Source organism: Oceanisphaera psychrotolerans (assembly GCF_001870485.1).
Taxonomy (GTDB): Bacteria; Pseudomonadota; Gammaproteobacteria; order Enterobacterales; family Aeromonadaceae; genus Oceanimonas; species Oceanimonas psychrotolerans.
In genome coordinates this window covers 16148-32293 of sequence record NZ_MDKE01000029.1, presented here as the reverse complement: position 1 = coordinate 32293, position 16146 = coordinate 16148, and the positions used below count along the sequence as shown (strand labels likewise).

Sequence of the window (16146 nt, the reverse complement as noted above, 5' to 3'; positions counted from 1 at the left end):
AACGACTACCTATCGCGAGTCCTTGCGGGGCAAGGGGTTTCGTAATCTTGCCCTGCGGTCAGGCTCAGGCCGGTGAGATCCTGATGCTGGCGTTTGCCAACAAGGCTGCGGCTGAGATGCAGGAGCGCATCGATCACCGGCTGGGGCCGTGCGGCATTACCGCCAGCACCTTTCACAAACTGGGCAAGGAGATCATTGCCAAAGTGGAGGGAAGGCAGCCCTCGCTGTCGCCCCTGGCGGAAGACGACAAGCTGTTGGCCCTGCAGGTGAACCAGTGGTTTGAAGAGCACCTGAAGACGCCGGATTATCAGCAACTGACCATCAAATACTTTCAGCGCCATCTCTACCCGGCGGCAAACCCCTTTGATTTTGAGTCGGAAGGGGCGTATTTCGACTATATCCTTGCCAATGACATTCGCACGCTCAAAGGCGAGGCAGTGAAAAGCCTGGGCGAGTGCCTTGTCGCCAACTACCTGTTCAAGCAGGGCATTGAATACCAGTATGAAGCCGCCTACGAGCACAGCACCGCCAGCCCCCTTCACCGGCAGTATCACCCGGATTTCTACCTGCCCGAGCATGGAATATACATTGAGTATTACGGTACAGACCGAGAGGGTAATACCGCGCCCTATGTGGACCGTGAAGCCTACCATCAGGCCATGGCCTGGAAGCGCGGGCTTCACGCCGAGAAAGGGACGCGCCTGATAGAGCTGTACCACTATGAATTGCAGGAAGGCGGGTTGTTTGATGCCATTGATGCGCAGCTCACCGCATTGAATGTGGATTATCAGTCACTCCCGCCGCAAGCCGTGTTGGCTACCTTGCGCGAGTTCGGTGCCATCAGCGCTTTTGCCGCGCTGCTGGCGGAGCTGCTGAAACGCTATCGCGCCAATTGCTATGAGCCGGGGCAGGTACAGGCGGCCATCGCCAATGCCAGCAATCCGGAGCAGGTAGGGGCGGCGCTGAGTTTGCTGCAACCCATTCTGAATGACTATCAGGCATTGCTGGATCGTGAAGGCCACATCGACTTTGACGACATGATCAGCAAGGCCATTCACTATGTTCGGGAAGGGCGTTTTCGCAGTCCCTGGCGCTATATTCTGGTGGATGAGTTTCAGGATATATCCGAGGCGCGTGCCCGGCTGGTTCGCTACCTGCGGGATGCCGTCGAGGCGTGTTCGTTGTTCTGTGTGGGGGACGACTGGCAGGCTATCTATCGTTTTACCGGCAGTGATCTGAGTTTCACCACCGCCTTTCGGCAAACGTTCGGCGCCACGCAGGTCACCTCCCTTGATCTCACCTTCCGCTTCAACAGTGGCATCAGCGATGTGGCGACACGCTTTGTATTGCAAAACCCGGTTCAGGTAAGGAAGCAGCTCAATACCCTGGAAAAAGTGAAGCATCCCACGGTATCGCTGCTGCGGGAGGATAACCGGCCTCGGCAGAATGCCGATGATCCCGGCCGCCTGGAAAGGGTTATCTCGCGCATCGCAGCCATCGCTGAGCCCGGCAGTCGTGTTTATCTGCTGGGGCGGTACGGATTCAACCTGCCAGACAGGAAAGAGATGCAGCGGCTCGCGGCACGGCACCCCTCAATAGTGCTGGAGTGCCATACGGTTCACGCCTCCAAGGGCAAGGAGGCGGATTACGTTATCGTGCTTGGCCTCGAGACCGGAAAGTTCGGTTTCCCCAGCGGTAAAACCACGCATCCCCTCCTTGAGGCATTGCTTCCGCCACTGGATGACTACCCGCACGCCGAGGAAAGGCGCCTGTTGTATGTGGCGTTAACGCGGGCCAGGCGTCGAGCGTACCTGATTGCCGATATGGCTGTGGCCTCGGATTTTGTTGTGGAGCTGATGAAGGGTGAATATGGCATCGAGCTGAACGAGTTTCCGACCTCACTCAGCCAGCAAGTGCTGCACATGCTGAAATGCATCAAGTGCAAGACCGGTACCCTGGTTGCGAGACAGAGCCAGTTCGGTCGCTTCTTTGGCTGTAATAAGTTCCCGCTTTGCGCGCACAAGGAGCGGGGTTGCCAGCGTTGTGAATCACAGATGCGCCGTGCGGGCCGTTTCAAGATCTGCATCAACCCGGATTGCTCAAGCTGGGTTCCGATCTGTCCGCGGTGCGGCGCGGAAATGGTCCGGCGAAAAGGTCGTCATGGTGAATTCTGGGGCTGCAGAAACTACCGGTATGAAGGGGAGTGCTGTAAACATACGGAAAACGCCATCGTGCCTGATCAGGAGCTGCTGATGGCGGAGCACCCTTAACAACACCGCCAGCGACCGCTGATGGTAGCCGGACGTGGTTTTCCAGTCGGCCAGGTGACCTGATTTCAGCGCAGTGACGGCCTCGTTCCTCGGATGTCCTTCGTCCCAATAGCCGGATTCTTGCGGTGTTCAGCTGGCAAGTGACCGCCCGTTGCTGATGTTATGTCGTGCCTTGCTCATTGTTCTGCTTCTGAGACCGTTCGTCAGAAGATCGGGTCACGGGAGAAGCAGATAGTTTCCTGATTTAGGAAACAACGCCGAAACAACGCCGTATAAACATGATTACATCGCTTTCGGCTGAGTGTTTTTTGTTCTGAACTGGCAAGAGACCACAAAAATAGTAGATGTACTCGATATTTCAGCAAGCAGCCTTTACCATACCGCTCAAACCTGTTTGAAGAAGAAGTCATCCATGTCATTTCCTCCATGCCCCCAATGCCAGTCCGAGTTCGTTTATCAGGATCAGGATAATCTGATCTGCCCCGAGTGCGCCCACGAGTGGAATCCCGCTGAAGTTGATGCCGAAGATGCGCCCCTGACTGCCAAGGATGCCAACGGCACCCTGCTGCAGGAAGGTGACAAGATTACCGTGGCCAAGGATCTCAAGGTAAAAGGCAGCTCCATGGTCATTAAAATCGGCACCAAGGCGGTGATCCGGCGCATCGTGGATGGCAAGGATCACGAGCTGGACTGCAAGGTGGACGGTGCCGGCGAGATGATGGTGACCGCTGCGTTTGTGAAAAAAGCCTGAGTCTGCTCTACCTGTCAAAGACCGGGTTTAAAACGCCATGCCAGGGTGCTGGCATGGCGTTTTATATTTGCGCAATCATCTTCTGCGGGGCAGAAAACCGCAAAAACTGGCAGTGATCTGCTGGCCATCCATGTAGAATGCGCTTATCAACGATCATTTAGCCCTAACTCTTGAGTGCACTTCTGTAGGAACTCCATGAAAAAGACCATCGCATTAACTCACCCCAAGCTGAAACCTGCTCGCCTGGTGGACTCAATCAAGCATGATATTAAAAAGTACCTGAACAGAGAGCGTCGCAAGTCCCTGCCTGCAGGCATGGACTACTGGACCTTCGATTGTCGTTTTGGTGCGTCCGAGGCAGCAGCAGAAGCGATCTATACCTCTGAAATCAATAAACATATCGATGCCGCCGTGGCACAGGAACTGCCCGAGTTCTATGTAGAGATCCTCGCCAGAGCCTGTAACCATGCGCCGCGCTCGAGTGCTGCCGAAGCCGATGACGAAGCGTAACAAGGGCGTTACTTACTGAACATGAGAGCGCCATGTTGCTTGGGTGATCCAACCGCCTGACGAGCCGGCCCGAAAGCAGACCAACGGTGCTGCATATTGCTGTGGGTCAGGCTTCAGCCCGACAGGGCAGTCAGCATAAATTCTGACCTGCAGCAGACCGACGATCCTGCATATTTCTGCAGGTCTTGTTTCAGCCTCACGGCGCCCGCCCAAGATCCCGCAATTCCCTGACGGCTATGTCGAATTCCGCTGCTATTCACAATCAATCCTCACCTCCATCGCTAAAATACTGTATATTCTGCCCTCGTTTTTTGGACTGTAGCGACTCTACAGAGGAACTCTCATGCAATTTTCATCTTTAGATTTGGCCCCGGATCTGCAACGCGCTCTTGTTGAATGTGGCTACAGTGCTATGACACCCGTACAGATGCAGGCCATCGTGCCCGCGCGTCGCGGTAAAGACTTACAAGTGGTGGCGCAAACCGGCACCGGCAAAACCGCCGCCTTTGCCATTCCTGTGTTGCAGCGCATGCTGGACAACCCCAAGGCTACCGTCGAGCGCCGCCCTCGCGCCCTGATCCTGACGCCCACCCGTGAACTGGCCGAGCAACTCTCCGATGCCATCGGTGCCTATGCGCAGTTTTTGCCGCTCACGATAACGGCATTGTACGGTGGCGTTAAAATGGGCGGCCAGGCCAACAAGTTGAAGGCGGGCGTTGATATGGTGATCAGCACCCCCGGTCGTTTGCTGGAGCACATGACCCTGGGTAACGTCGCCTTGAGTGATGTTGAATTTGTGGTGCTGGATGAAGCCGACCGTATGCTCGACATGGGCTTTATCGCCGATGTGCTGAAGCTGATGCAACTGACCGCGCAAAAACGCCAAACCCTGCTGTTTTCAGCCACCACGTCACCCGCCGTCAATGAGTTGTCCCATAAAATCCTGAACAATCATCAGCAAATTCGGGTGACCAAAATAAACAGTACGGCCGAGACCGTCAGGCATGCGGTATATCCGGTAGAAGAAAGCCGCAAGATAGAACTGTTTGAACAGCTGCTGGCCGAGAAAAACTGGTTCCAGGTGCTGGTGTTTACCAGTACCAAGGAGCAGGCCGATCGACTGTTGGCCGGTCTTAAAAAGAGCAAAATTGAAGCAGCGGTGTGTCATGGCGACAAAAGCCAGGGCTCGAGACGCCGTGCCATCGCCGATTTCAAATCCGGCAAACTGCAAATATTGATCGCCACCGAAGTGGCCGCCCGTGGTCTGGATATTCAGGGCCTGGATTATGTGGTGAACTTCAACCTGCCGTATCTGCCGGAAGATTACGTGCATCGTATCGGCCGCACGGGGCGGGCAGGGGCGAAGGGGAGTGCCATTTCCTTTGTCAGCCGTGAAGAAGAGCAGGCTCTGGTGCGCATTCAAAAGCTGATTGGCACCGACATCAAGCGCATTATCAAGCCGGGCTTTGAAGTGGGGGATCGTGGCACATTGTTGAAAAGCATCTCCCACAAGGTGTTGTCCGGGCGTTCAAACCGGGCCAGTGAAACCGTGATCGAGCTGGAAGGCTCCAACGGCCAGCACAAGGGCAAACCACGCCGCGCCAAGCCGGCAGAGGGGGCGAATAACAAGACCGGCGCCAAGCCCGTGCGCCTGAAAAAGACGAATGCTTCAAAAGGTACCGGGCCGAAGAAAAAAATATTACGCGGCAAACGCGCCGAGAAATATTCCCGTTAAGCACGGTTAGTCGTCAGTAACCCCCGTGCGCCGAAACGGATTATTCACCGGCGGCACGAGCCATGGTTATCTATTGCGGGGAAAGTCGAATGTCCGGTTCCGGCCCGCCCACGCCCACCATCGTCGATGACTTTGTGGCGCCAGTGTGTGACGATGTGGTGGTGATCCTGTATCAGGATGACGACATCTTGCTGATCAACAAACCCAGTGGCCTGCTCAGTCTGTCGGGTAAAAACCCCCTCAACCGGGACTCGGTACACCACCGTCTGGTACAGGGCCAGGCGGGGGTGACGCCGGCATTCCCGGAGGCGAAACTACCCCATCGACTGGACTTCGGTACCTCGGGCATCATGGTGGTGGCGCTGAATGCAGCGTCGGCGCAACAGCTCAATAAACAGTTTCAGGCGCGCACCATTCAAAAGCGGTATCTCGCCCTGCTGGAAGGCTGGGTTGCCGATGATCAGGGGCAGATTACCGCCGCCATCGCGAAAGACAAGACCCATTTTCCCCGGGTAAAGATTTGCCACACCACCGGCAAAACGGCCGTCAGTGAATACCGGGTATTGCAGCGTCTGGAGCAACCACGTCGGAGTCTGGTGCAATATATTCCTCATACCGGACGCACCCACCAGTTACGGATTCACAGCCAGGCAATAGGGCACCCCATTCTTGGGTGTGACCTGTATAACAGCGTGCATAGTGAACAGCTGGCCGATCGTTTGTTGTTGCATGCCAGCGATTTGTATTTCGACCATCCGGTCAGTGGCGAACCATTCCATGGACAATGCCCCTGTCCATTTTGAGCCGTGACCTTGCTGGCGGCAAAGCCCGCCGCTATCGCAATGGCACCCGCATCATCACCTTCTATCTGCCAAAACAAACCTGCTAGAACAAAGCCCCGGATCATAGTGTCCGGGGCTTTGTTGTATTCGGCGCCCAGACAAGCGGCTACTCGGTGCAGGCTGAACTCGTTAACGGCGGCGGCATGCTACGGGCGGCGCCGGGCCGGTAGTGGTTGGCCACCATGGGTGTGCAATACTTATTCCCATGTTGGTACGCCATTGGCCTGATAAACGCTTCGAGAGGTACCTTATGAAGAGCCTGCTCGCCCACATTATTGGTGCGGTGATCCTCTCTGGGTGCGCATCGGTCACCGGCATCTCTCCGGACTATCCCGCCGGTTGGCCGCCGGTGTCTTCCACCGCGGATGATGCCTGCCCTGATCTGTCGGGGCGGTATCAGAACCTCGCCATTTACTCGTTTCTACCGATGAGCGGAGCCAACTCGCTGGCATTCAGGCTGGGTGGCGAGACCAGAAACACCGACACCGTGGTCCTTGCTTATGCTGCCGGTACGCTGCGAGTCGAGGCCCTCAGCGGCGAGGATATCGTCGGTGAAAAACGGTTTTCGAAAGCCAGCGGCGATTTTTCCTGTGCCGAAGGGGCTGTCGTCTTGCCCATTATCGTTGACAAGAACGCGGACGGAACCGGTGGTTACCGCTCCGAGCGTCGTCTCTACCTGAGGCGTGCCCGGGGAGGCGCGCTGATTGGCGAAGAACGCTCTTCCGGTGTGGGGGCTGTGTTCTGGCTGGTGCCGGTCGGGGGCTGGCAAACATTCTGGTTTCAGTGGCATCAGGCAGAATAAAGACTGACCCATCGTTAACGTGGGCATATGCTCATGTCCGGCGCCGTTCCATTCGGTGTTGGGCGGATCCCGGCTCGGCAACATTTACAGGCTGACATTATGGAATTTAGCGACGTCATATCCATTGCGGGATACGCCATCGAGGCGGTCGGGGTGCTGGTGGTGGTGGTCGGATCGATGCTTTCCTCTTTTGTGTTTGTCCGTTCGTTTCGGCAACTGCCCGAGGGCATTGCCTACCGCACCTACCGCAGGCAACTGGGGCGATCCATTATTCTGGGTCTGGAGTTTCTGATTGCCGGTGACATTATCCGCACTGTCATTGTGGCGGACACCTTGGAGAATGTGGCCGTGCTGGGCATGATCATCCTGATACGTACCTTTCTTGGCCTGACGCTTCATCTTGAAGTCGAAGGACGATGGCCCTGGCAACCGGACAAGAACGACCCCCCTTGACCTGGCGCGCCTGATGAGCTGGCCGTCATGGTGGTTTGGCTGTTATTGTTGAGGCCGGATTCAGTAGAGCAGCGCGGGCAAGTCAATGAGGGGTGCAGATGTCATCGGACAATTCTAGAGGCAGTGTGTTCATGGTGCTGGCCATGGCGCCTTTGCCATTGAAGACATGCTGGTCAAGGCGGCGGCAGAGACGGTGGCCATTGGCCTGGTACTGGCGCTGTTTGGTCTGGGGGGCATGCTGGTCTTCATGGTGCTGACCCGGAGAAGGGGAGAAGCGATTCTGCATCCTGCGCTGTTTTCACGCCCCTTGCTCATTCGCGCCGGTTGTGAAGTGATTGCACGGCTGACGTTTGCCCTGGCCATTACCCTGACGGCCTTGTCGAGTGCGTCGGCCATTCTGCAGGCGACGCCTCTCATCACGATAATCGGTGCCGCTTTCTTCTTTGGCGAGCGTGTTGGGCTCAAGCGCTGGCTGGCGGTGGCCGTGGGCTTTGCCGGGGTGCTCATGATTATTCGCCCCGGGCTGGATACCTTTGAAGTCACCTCGTTGTTTGCCGTTATTGCCACTCTGGGCTTTGCCGGGCGCGATCTGGCCACCCGAGCCGCGCCCAGGGTGTTATCCAACATGCAGCTGGGCGTGTACGGTTTTTTTGTGTTGATCCCCACCGGACTGGCGATGCTGCTTTACAGTGGTGGCGGCGTGCAGCTTGACTGGCTTGCCGGCGCACAAATTGCCGGCGCCATCTTCTTTGGCGTGATTGCCTATAACGCGTTAACGATTGCCATGCGTACCGGCGATGTGTCGGTCGTCTCGCCCTTTCGTTATACCCGGTTGCTGTTTGCACTGTTGTTCGGGGTGTTTGTCTTTGGTGAGCAGCCGGATGCCATCACCCTGTCGGGCAGCCTGCTTATCGTGCTGAGCGGCGGCTATACCCTGATGCACAGCCGCAGAGCGGCGCGGGTGGCCGCGGCTTAAATGTAGGTTAAGGGCGTTATCCTTCGTGGTTTGGGCCGAATTATCGTCAGTCGTGTTCAGCCCGCTTTACCGCCAGGCGCGGTGTTAACGGCGTGCCAGACCGATTAATGATGTGCCTTCGGCGCCGGGCACGTTGGTGGAGATGGATACAGAAGGAGACCAGGTGAGGAAAAGTACATGGGATGCGGGCCCAAAACAGGACCGCTTCGACCCGGTGGCGGGCCAGAAAACGATGCAGGCGGTGGTCACCGCCGGCAATGGCGGCTACCACCAGCTCCAGTGTCGCGAGGTACGTCTGCCCGAGCTTGAGCCGGGCGAGGTGCTGCTGCAGGTGCTCGCCGCCGGGGTCAACAACACCGAAATCAATACCCGGGTTGGCTGGTACTCATCTTCGGTCACCACCGGAACGGAAGACGCGGCCACGGTCGAGGAACAGCTGACTACCGAAAAGGCCGACGGCGGCTGGAATGAGAGCACCCCTTTTCCCTTCATTCAGGGCACCGACTGTTGCGGCCGTATTGTTGCCGTTGCCCCCGGCGGGGATGAGAGCACCATCGGTTCACGGGTGCTGGTGCGGGCCTGCATGCGCCGGTCGGACTTTACCTCGATGGATAACATCTGGATGGGTTCCGATTTCGATGGTGCTTTTGCCCAGTTCGTCAAGGTGCCCGCCGGCGAGGTGTTTGCCGTCGACTGCGACTGGAGCGATGCGGAGCTGGCCACCATTCCCTGTGCCTACGGTACGGCAGAAAACATGGTGCATCGCAGCAAGGTGAGCAAGGGAGAACATGTGCTGGTGGCGGGTGCGTCCGGCGGGGTCGGCTCGGCCGTGGTGCAACTGGCAAAACGGCGGGGCGCTACTGTGACCGCCATTGCAGGCAGGGCGAAACGGGAACAGGTGCTTGCCCTTGGCGCGGATCGCGTGCTCGACCGTGATGACAACGTCGTCGATTGTCTCGGCGAGAACGCGGTGGATGTGGTCATAGACAACGTGGCGGGGCCGGCCTTCGGCGATCACCTCAAGGCCCTGAAACGGGGCGGGCGATACGTCAGCTCCGGCGCCATCGGCGGGCCCCTGGTCACCCTGGACATGCGGACCCTGTACCTGAAGGATCTGACTCTGTTCGGCAGTACCGCCTGGGACGAGCCGGTGTTCCCGAACCTGATTTCCTACATCGAACGCGGCGAGTTGCGCCCGCTGGTGGCGAAGACCTTTCCCCTCGAGCAGATTGCGGAGGCGCAACGGGCGTTTCTTGAAAAGAAACACGTCGGCAATTTTGTTCTGATCCCACCGCCCTTGAGATAAACCAAAAAAAGGCCCCGGGCCATGATGCCCTGGGCCTTTGATCCGGCTTGTTCAACGCCGCTCGCGTCGGTTAGCCGAACAGCATGTTGTACAGGGTATAGAGGCTCATCGCCGCCATCATGATGGTGATCAGCCAGCCAAACAGTGACATCCAGACGGGGTGTTTGTAGTCACCGATGATGGATTTTCTTGTCGCGGCCACCAGCATGATGCCGAGGGTAACAGGCAGAATGAAACCGTTAATCGCGCCGGCAATAATCAGTAGCGCAATGGGTTTTCCGACAAAACAGAAGATGGCGGTCGAGGTGACGATGAAGCCGATGATGAAGGCGCGGGAATGTTTTTCAATGAAAGGGTGCAATGTCTTAAGAAATGACACCGAGGTATAAGCCGCCCCGATCACCGAGGTGATGGCCGCAGCCCACAGTACCAGGCCAAAGAGTTTATAGCCGACATTGCCCGCTGCGTGCTGGAACATGGACGCAGGCGGATTGGCTGGATCCAGGGTTACGCCCTGGCTGATGACGCCAAGGGCCGCCAGAAACAGGATTACCCGAACCAGAGACGCCAGGCTGATCGCCGAAATCGAGCCACGGTTCACCTGCGGCAACGCTTCCTGACCGGTCACGCCGGCATCAATCAGACGGTGGGCGCCGGCAAAGGTGATATAGCCGCCAACGGTGCCGCCCACCAGGGTGATAATGGCGATGACATCCACCTGTTCGGGCCACACGGCACGGTACAGCGCTTCACCCACCGGGGGTTCGGTTGAAAACAGCACGTACAGGGTCATGGCGATCAGCGCGCCACCCATGACAATGGTGAAGCGGTCCATGATCTTGCCGGCGTCTTTCAGCAGGAAGAGGGTCACCGCGATAATCGCACTGATCGCGGCGCCGACCACCGGTGACAGGGAAGGGAACAGTACGTTCATGCCCATACCGGCACCACCGACGTTACCGATATTGAACGCCAGGCCACCCAGGGCGACGGCACCGGCAATGGCAATCCCCAGCCCCGGCAGCAGTTCATTCGCAATGTCTTGCGCGCGTTTTTTCGCCACTACTATCACTCGCCAGATGTTCAGCTGGGCGCCGATATCCAGCAGGATAGACACCAGGATAACGAAGGCAAAACTGGCGCCAAGGGTCTGGGTAAAGACGGTGGTCTGGGTCAGAAAGCCGGGCCCGACGGCGGAGGTTGCCATCAGGAAGGCGGCGCCCATAATGAGCGACCAGTTGAATCCGGTGCGGGGGGCGGACGATGCCGACGCCGAGAGTCCGCTCGCCGGTGAAATCACTTTTTCTGCTGACATGTTGCTACTCCTGTATGTGAACAGCCCTTATCCTCTGGGCCGTACGCTGTTTGTTGATATGCGGTCATGTTGCTCTCGGGATGATTCCTGGAGGGCCATGGGGTGTTCGTTTTTGGCCCGGCATTACTCGGCCGGGCCTGTGAGTTGGTTCAGGATCTGCTCGGCATGTTTTTTTCCTACGTATCCCTGGAAAAAATGGTGTTCGATCACTCGTTCGGCTTCTGCCTGATAGAGGTCTTTTTCGATAAAGCGCACTTTGGCTCCAGGCTGGCATTGAGCAAGGGTGCTCAGATCCCGTGCGGTCACGCAGCCGATTTTCGGATAACCGCCGATGGTCTGGCGATCCCGCATCAGGATGATGGGCTGACCATCCGCCGGGATCTGGATAGCGCCAAGGGCGATGCCTTCCGAAACAAGGCTGGTGGTCTGGCAATGAATCGCCGTGCCGGACAGGCGATAACCCATGCGGTCCATTTGCGGCGTCACGGTATATTCAGCGCTGAAAAAGCGCTCGCGCTCTGCTTTGTCGAACCGGTCATACTGATAGCCCGGGATCACGTTCAGGCTGATGTCCTGACCGTATTCGGGGATGAACTGCTGCGGCACCTGACGTGTGGGGATGGGCGAGGTGACCTTGTACTCCAGCAGATCCTGCGCCGCCAGCTTGCCGCCCCGGCGGTCTGCGCCACCCAGGCCATCGCGCATAACGGTGGCACAGCTGTTGAGTATACCCGTGACCCTGAACCCGTCCTTGACGGCCAGATAAGTGCGGATGCCGCGACGGGCACCGCTGAGTGACAGTTGGTCTCCGGCGCGGATGTGCAGGCTTTGCCACACGGCAACCGGCTGGCCATTCACGGTCGCACTCATGTCTGCCCCGGTCAAAGCGATGGTGGTATCGGCCTGAAACTGACAGCTGAACTGTCCCATCGTAATTTCAATCTGCGGGGCATTGAGCGGGTTGTCCAGCAACCGGTTTGCCCATAAAAAGGCGTGTTCATCCATCGGGCCGCCCGGGCTGACACCAATATGCTGATGACCATGACGACCCAAATCCTGTATCAGGCTCAGTGGGCCGGGCGTAAAATACGTAATGTCATGCAGGCTCCCGTGGTGAGCGCGGAGCCGCCGCGTCGGATACGCGGGCGTACTCATCGGCTTCAATGACACCACCCAGTGCTAAAAATTCGGCTCGGGTAATGGGGTTGAATGTTACCCGGGCCCCCATCTCGAACATGGTCAGGTTGTCGCGTTCGAAGTCGATCAGCTCCATCGGCGTACGACCGATGATCTGCCAGCCACCGGGTGAGGCTTTGGGATAGATGGCGGTTTGCTGATCTGCCAGCGCCAGGCTGCCTTTGGGCACCTTGGCTCTTGGTGTCTGTTTGCGTGGAATGTGAATGCGCGCATCGGTGTTGCCAAGATAGGCAAAACCCGGCGCAAAGCCGATGGCATAAACGCGGTAAACCGTGCTGGCATGGATCTCGATTATCTGCTCGAAATCCAGGCCGGTATGACGGCTGATTGCTTGTGCATCCAGTGCGACTTCGGGCCCGTAATAAACCGGCAGTTCAATCATCGTACTCTGACCGGCCTGATGCTGCATCTGTTCGGCACGAGCCAGCACCTGTTTGAGCAGGCGACTGAAATCCCGCAGGCCAATGGAAACCAGATCGAAGGTCACCAGGATCGAGGTGTAGGAAGGCACGATATCAATGAGATACTGGCCGAGCTCCGCTCTTAACTGGGGACAGGCCGCCGCGATGTTATCGGCTGTTTCCGGACTGGTGTGGTCGGCAAAGTAGACCATCACCGTGTTTTCATTGACCGGGGTAATGGTCATGAACGACCTCCGGCAGCTCCGGTTGGCAGCAGCTCACGCAACAGCGCTGCTGTTGGCAGCGCTTGTGGACCATCGCCGTGAATGCACAGGGTGTCGGCATGAACGGAAATGGTCTGACCATCGAGGGTGGTGACGGTGCCTGCGTCGATCATCTGGCGCGCTTGCCGACGGATGTTATCCAGCTCGTGATAGCTTGAACCGGGTACATGACGTGGAACCAAACGGCCGTCCCGATCATAGGCACGGTCAACAAAGGCTTCGAACCACAGGCTGATGCCGTGTTCGGCGGCCAGTGCCCGGTACTTTTCATGATTTGGCACCGCCATCACGACCAGAGGCAGCGTCGGGTCAACGCGTTTCAGTGCTTCAAGCAGGGTCACGAAGACCTGATCGTCTTTCATCATGGTGTTGTACAGTGCGCCGTGCGGCTTCACGTAATCCAGCGGGACAGACTCGCTTTTGCAAATGGCCGCCAGCGCGCCAATCTGGTAGATGAACAGGGCGGTCAGTTCATCCTTGCTCATGGCGATATTCCGGCGACCAAAACCTTGCAGGTCGGCGTAACCCGGGTGGGCACCGATGCTCACCTTATGCTGTTTTGCCAGGCGCACTGTGCTCAGCATCACGGTGGGATCGGAGGCATGCATGCCGCACGCGATGTTGGCCATGTCCAGATAAGGCATGACCTGTTCATCATTGCCCATTTTCCAGATACCGTAGCTTTCGCCCATATCACAATTGATTTTCATGCCCTATTCTCCCTGTTTACAGCACTGACAGCGCATTGTTCAGCAAGTCGGTAATGAGCATCTTGCCCGGCGCGTGGGTGATGCAGATTGGCGGCTTGCTCTGACGGATGACGTTCTGCGGGGTGACACCGCAGGCCCAGAACACCGGTACTTCACCGTCATGAATATCGACGGCCTCACCGTAGTCTGGTGACTGAATGTCGCGGATCCCGATAGCATCCGGAAAGCCGAAGTGCACGGGAGCGCCGTGTGCTTTCGGGTAACGACTGGTGATCTGAATGGCGCGAATGGCATCTTTGGGCGTGAACGGGCGCATGGAGACCACCATGTTGCCCGAAAAGCGTCCGGCAGGCTGACAGGCAATGTCGGTGTCGTACATGGACACGTTACGTCCTTGCTCGATGTTACGCACGGTCAGGCCAGACTGGATGAGTGCTTCTTCGAACGAGAACGAACAGCCCAGTACGAAAATAACCAGATCATCACGCCAGTGTTCGCTCAGATCGGACACGGAAGTGGTGAATTTGCCGTCATGGAACACCTGGTATTCCGGTACATCGCGACTGATATCGATGCCGGCCCCGATGTCGGCCAGGAAGGGGTTGCCCGGCTCGGTCACACCGAGCAGCGGGCAGGCGACCGGGTTCTTCTGGCAGAACAGCAGAAAGTCATTGGCCCAGTCGGCCGGCAGTATGACCAGGTTGGCTTGCAGGTAGCCGGGCGCAGCCCACTGGTGGAGCCGGTATAGGCATTGGCGCGAATTTTTTCGCGAAGGGCAGACAGGGTAAGCTGTGCAACAGATGGCTGTTCACCTGAGGTTAACATCACACCACTCCTTGGCTATTTCCGAGTTAATAATCGGTAACAATACGACTTCCTGAGATAATGTCTATTCGTGATTTTGTTGGTTATCCGATAAAAAAAATTTATCTCGTGGTCGTTTATCCTGTATTTTCTGGTTTCATATCGGGATCTACCACACAAGGAGAGGTGGATATGCTGAACCTGAAGCAGTTGGAAACCTTCGTATGGATTGCAAATCTGGCCAGTTTTCGTAAGGCGGCGGAGCACCTGTGTACTACCCAACCCGCGATCTCGACACGGATTGCCAACCTGGAACAGACGTTGAATACCACGCTGTTTTATCGGGAAGGGGGGATGGTGTCGCTAACGGCAAAGGGGCGGGAGCTGTTGCCGCTGGCGGAAAAAATCCTCGCCCATGCCGAGCAGTTGCAATACAAGGCGGATGCCGCCCAGGCACTATCCGGGGTACTGCGTATCGGGGTGTCCGAAACCCTGGTGCATACCTGGCTGCCGGACTACCTCAAGCTGATTCACCAGCAATTGCCGAATGTGGAAGTCGAGCTGATTGTCGATGCCACGGTGAATCTGCGTAAAGAGTTGCTGGCTCGAAATGTCGATATTGCGTTGCTGATGGGGCCGATCTCAGAGCCATCGGTGATTAACCGGGTCATTTGCGAGTATCCGCTCTATTGGGTCGCCAGCCGGGACCTGCTTGACGGGCCTGAAGCCCGGCAGGAAGATTTTGCCCAATGGCCACTCATCACCTACGCCCGTAATACGGCTCCCTACCATGAAATTTCCCGGCACTTCAAGCAGCAGCAAGGTCTGACGGTCTGTTTTTATTCCGCCAGCTCGCTCTCTGCCAGCGTTCGGCTGGTAGAAAAGGGGGTCGGGATTGCTTCACTCCCCAAAGAGGTAATAGGCGAGCAACTGGACAGTGGCAGACTGGTGCTGCTGGATGCCGATTGGCAGCCCAGCCCGCTGCGATTTACGGTGTCCTATATCAATGCGCCAGCCAGCTTGCTGATTGAGCAGGCGGTGGAGCTGGTGGGCGAGGCGCGAGATAACCATGAAACCACTCGCTGAAGGTGCGTGGCCCTGACCGGCTGCGGCCGAACCGTCATCACCCCCATGAAAAGGCAACCGCAAGAGAACCGGAATGAGAAAAACACGACAACTTCACCGCCTGCTGGGGCTGTTACTGCTGCTGCCGTTGTTCGGCTGGGCGCTGACCGGCCTGGTGTTTTTTATCAAGCCCGGGTACGAGGGCGCTTATGAGCAACTGGCGGTCAAGACCTATCCGTTGCAGCAGAGGGTGCTGGTCAGCCCCGAGCCGCACTGGCAGCAGGTGCGGTTGTTTAGAACGGTGCTGGGCGAGCATTTGCTGGTAAAGAGTCATGACCGGTGGCTGCATCTGCAACCGGACAGCCAGGCTCCCTTTGCGTTGCCGGATGAGACGCGGCTCAGGTTGCTGCTGCAGGATGCCATGACGGCCAATCCGGCACGCTACGGCGACATTGACACCCTTGCCGGCACCCGCGCCCTGACCAGCACCGGGGTGAGCATCGACCTGGACTGGGATACTCTTTCTTTACGCCAGCAGGGGGCTGACACCCGGCTTATCGACGGCCTTTATCGGGTGCATTACCTGCAATGGCTGCCCTCCGGGCCGTTCAACCGGTGGCTGGGCATGCTGGGCCTGGGATTATTGCTGGCCATGGCGCTGGTGGGGCTCAGGTTGTGTTTCAGGCCCGCTCCTACGGCTTCTCGTACTCGGTGTTAGAATTCAT

The 16146-nt window shown here is 57.4% G+C and carries 15 protein-coding genes and 1 pseudogene; 11 read left to right on the top strand and 5 right to left on the bottom strand.

The window, feature by feature from the left end:
- The first annotated feature begins 47 nt into the window (after positions 1-47).
- From BFR47_RS11060 to BFR47_RS11020, 9 genes are all read left to right on the top strand, one after another.
- A complete protein-coding gene (locus tag BFR47_RS11060) occupies positions 48-2270 on the top strand; it encodes a UvrD-helicase domain-containing protein (RefSeq protein ID WP_071473126.1) in 2223 nt (740 codons plus the stop codon).
- A gap of 412 nt (positions 2271-2682) precedes the next feature.
- Positions 2683-3021, top strand: a complete 339-nt coding sequence (locus BFR47_RS11055; protein WP_071473125.1) for a zinc ribbon domain-containing protein YjdM — start codon at positions 2683-2685, stop codon at positions 3019-3021.
- A 195-nt stretch (positions 3022-3216) separates the two neighbouring features.
- On the top strand, positions 3217-3531 hold the full coding sequence (locus tag BFR47_RS11050) for a DUF6172 family protein (RefSeq protein WP_071473124.1): 315 nt from the start codon (positions 3217-3219) through the stop codon (positions 3529-3531).
- Positions 3532-3874: 343 nt separating this feature from the next.
- Positions 3875-5266, top strand: a complete 1392-nt coding sequence (locus BFR47_RS11045; protein ID WP_071473123.1) for a DEAD/DEAH box helicase — start codon at positions 3875-3877, stop codon at positions 5264-5266.
- An 89-nt stretch (positions 5267-5355) separates the two neighbouring features.
- The gene (locus BFR47_RS11040; RefSeq protein WP_071473122.1) at positions 5356-6069 is read left to right on the top strand and encodes an RluA family pseudouridine synthase; all 714 of its coding nucleotides are present in this window, start codon (positions 5356-5358) and stop codon (positions 6067-6069) included.
- Between the two features lie 289 nt (positions 6070-6358).
- On the top strand, positions 6359-6910 hold the full coding sequence (locus BFR47_RS11035; protein WP_071473121.1) for a hypothetical protein: 552 nt from the start codon (positions 6359-6361) through the stop codon (positions 6908-6910).
- Between the two features lie 99 nt (positions 6911-7009).
- On the top strand, positions 7010-7363 hold the full coding sequence (locus BFR47_RS11030; RefSeq protein ID WP_071473120.1) for a DUF1622 domain-containing protein: 354 nt from the start codon (positions 7010-7012) through the stop codon (positions 7361-7363).
- 166 nt (positions 7364-7529) lie between these two features.
- Complete coding sequence (locus tag BFR47_RS11025) at positions 7530-8339, top strand: DMT family transporter (RefSeq protein ID WP_071473119.1); 810 nt, start codon at positions 7530-7532, stop codon at positions 8337-8339.
- A gap of 163 nt (positions 8340-8502) precedes the next feature.
- Positions 8503-9645 carry an alcohol dehydrogenase family protein gene (locus BFR47_RS11020; RefSeq protein ID WP_217645533.1) on the top strand — a complete coding sequence of 381 codons (1143 nt, stop codon included), beginning with the start codon at positions 8503-8505 and terminating at the stop codon, positions 9643-9645.
- 70 nt (positions 9646-9715) lie between these two features.
- Here the strand turns inward: BFR47_RS11020 and BFR47_RS11015 are convergent, their stop codons facing one another.
- The 5 genes from BFR47_RS11015 to BFR47_RS10995 form a co-directional block, all read right to left on the bottom strand.
- Positions 9716-10960 (bottom strand): NRAMP family divalent metal transporter, encoded by a 1245-nt coding sequence (locus tag BFR47_RS11015; protein WP_071473118.1) that lies wholly within the window; start codon positions 10958-10960, stop codon positions 9716-9718.
- Between the two features lie 123 nt (positions 10961-11083).
- Positions 11084-12115, bottom strand: coding sequence for a 5-oxoprolinase subunit C family protein (locus BFR47_RS11010; protein ID WP_083399107.1), 1032 nt, complete (start codon positions 12113-12115; stop codon positions 11084-11086).
- Positions 12057-12803 (bottom strand): 5-oxoprolinase subunit PxpB, encoded by a 747-nt coding sequence (gene pxpB / locus BFR47_RS11005; protein ID WP_071473117.1) that lies wholly within the window; start codon positions 12801-12803, stop codon positions 12057-12059. The genes BFR47_RS11010 and pxpB overlap by 59 nt, the downstream gene beginning before the upstream one ends.
- Positions 12800-13552: a 5-oxoprolinase subunit PxpA gene (locus BFR47_RS11000; protein ID WP_071473116.1), complete on the bottom strand. Its 753-nt coding sequence runs from the start codon at positions 13550-13552 to the stop codon at positions 12800-12802. The genes pxpB and BFR47_RS11000 overlap by 4 nt, the downstream gene beginning before the upstream one ends.
- 16 nt (positions 13553-13568) lie before the next feature.
- Positions 13569-14354 (bottom strand): putative hydro-lyase, encoded by a 786-nt coding sequence (locus BFR47_RS10995; RefSeq protein ID WP_217645535.1) that lies wholly within the window; start codon positions 14352-14354, stop codon positions 13569-13571.
- Between the two features lie 194 nt (positions 14355-14548).
- Between BFR47_RS10995 and BFR47_RS10990 the strand changes: the two genes are divergently transcribed.
- Positions 14549-15442 (top strand): LysR family transcriptional regulator, encoded by an 894-nt coding sequence (locus BFR47_RS10990; RefSeq protein WP_071473115.1) that lies wholly within the window; start codon positions 14549-14551, stop codon positions 15440-15442.
- Between the two features lie 70 nt (positions 15443-15512).
- Positions 15513-16139: pseudogene (locus BFR47_RS10985) on the top strand (PepSY domain-containing protein); the annotation flags it as partial.
- Positions 16140-16146 lie beyond the last annotated feature (7 nt).

What these genes read in the sequence shown, in the direction of transcription:
- BFR47_RS11015 (WP_071473118.1), bottom strand. Translation starts at nt 10,960, where the DNA reads ATGTCAGCAGAAAAAGTGATTTCACCGGCGAGCGGACTCTCGGCGTCG.
- BFR47_RS11040 (WP_071473122.1), top strand. Translation starts at nt 5,356, where the DNA reads ATGTCCGGTTCCGGCCCGCCCACGCCCACCATCGTCGATGACTTTGTG.
- BFR47_RS11055 (WP_071473125.1), top strand. Translation starts at nt 2,683, where the DNA reads ATGTCATTTCCTCCATGCCCCCAATGCCAGTCCGAGTTCGTTTATCAG.
- BFR47_RS11000 (WP_071473116.1), bottom strand. Translation starts at nt 13,552, where the DNA reads ATGAAAATCAATTGTGATATGGGCGAAAGCTACGGTATCTGGAAAATG.
- BFR47_RS11030 (WP_071473120.1), top strand. Translation starts at nt 7,010, where the DNA reads ATGGAATTTAGCGACGTCATATCCATTGCGGGATACGCCATCGAGGCG.
- BFR47_RS11035 (WP_071473121.1), top strand. Translation starts at nt 6,359, where the DNA reads ATGAAGAGCCTGCTCGCCCACATTATTGGTGCGGTGATCCTCTCTGGG.
- BFR47_RS11025 (WP_071473119.1), top strand. Translation starts at nt 7,530, where the DNA reads ATGCTGGTCAAGGCGGCGGCAGAGACGGTGGCCATTGGCCTGGTACTG.
- BFR47_RS11045 (WP_071473123.1), top strand. Translation starts at nt 3,875, where the DNA reads ATGCAATTTTCATCTTTAGATTTGGCCCCGGATCTGCAACGCGCTCTT.
- BFR47_RS11010 (WP_083399107.1), bottom strand. Translation starts at nt 12,115, where the DNA reads ATGAGTACGCCCGCGTATCCGACGCGGCGGCTCCGCGCTCACCACGGG.
- BFR47_RS11050 (WP_071473124.1), top strand. Translation starts at nt 3,217, where the DNA reads ATGAAAAAGACCATCGCATTAACTCACCCCAAGCTGAAACCTGCTCGC.
- BFR47_RS10990 (WP_071473115.1), top strand. Translation starts at nt 14,549, where the DNA reads ATGCTGAACCTGAAGCAGTTGGAAACCTTCGTATGGATTGCAAATCTG.
- pxpB (WP_071473117.1), bottom strand. Translation starts at nt 12,803, where the DNA reads ATGACCATTACCCCGGTCAATGAAAACACGGTGATGGTCTACTTTGCC.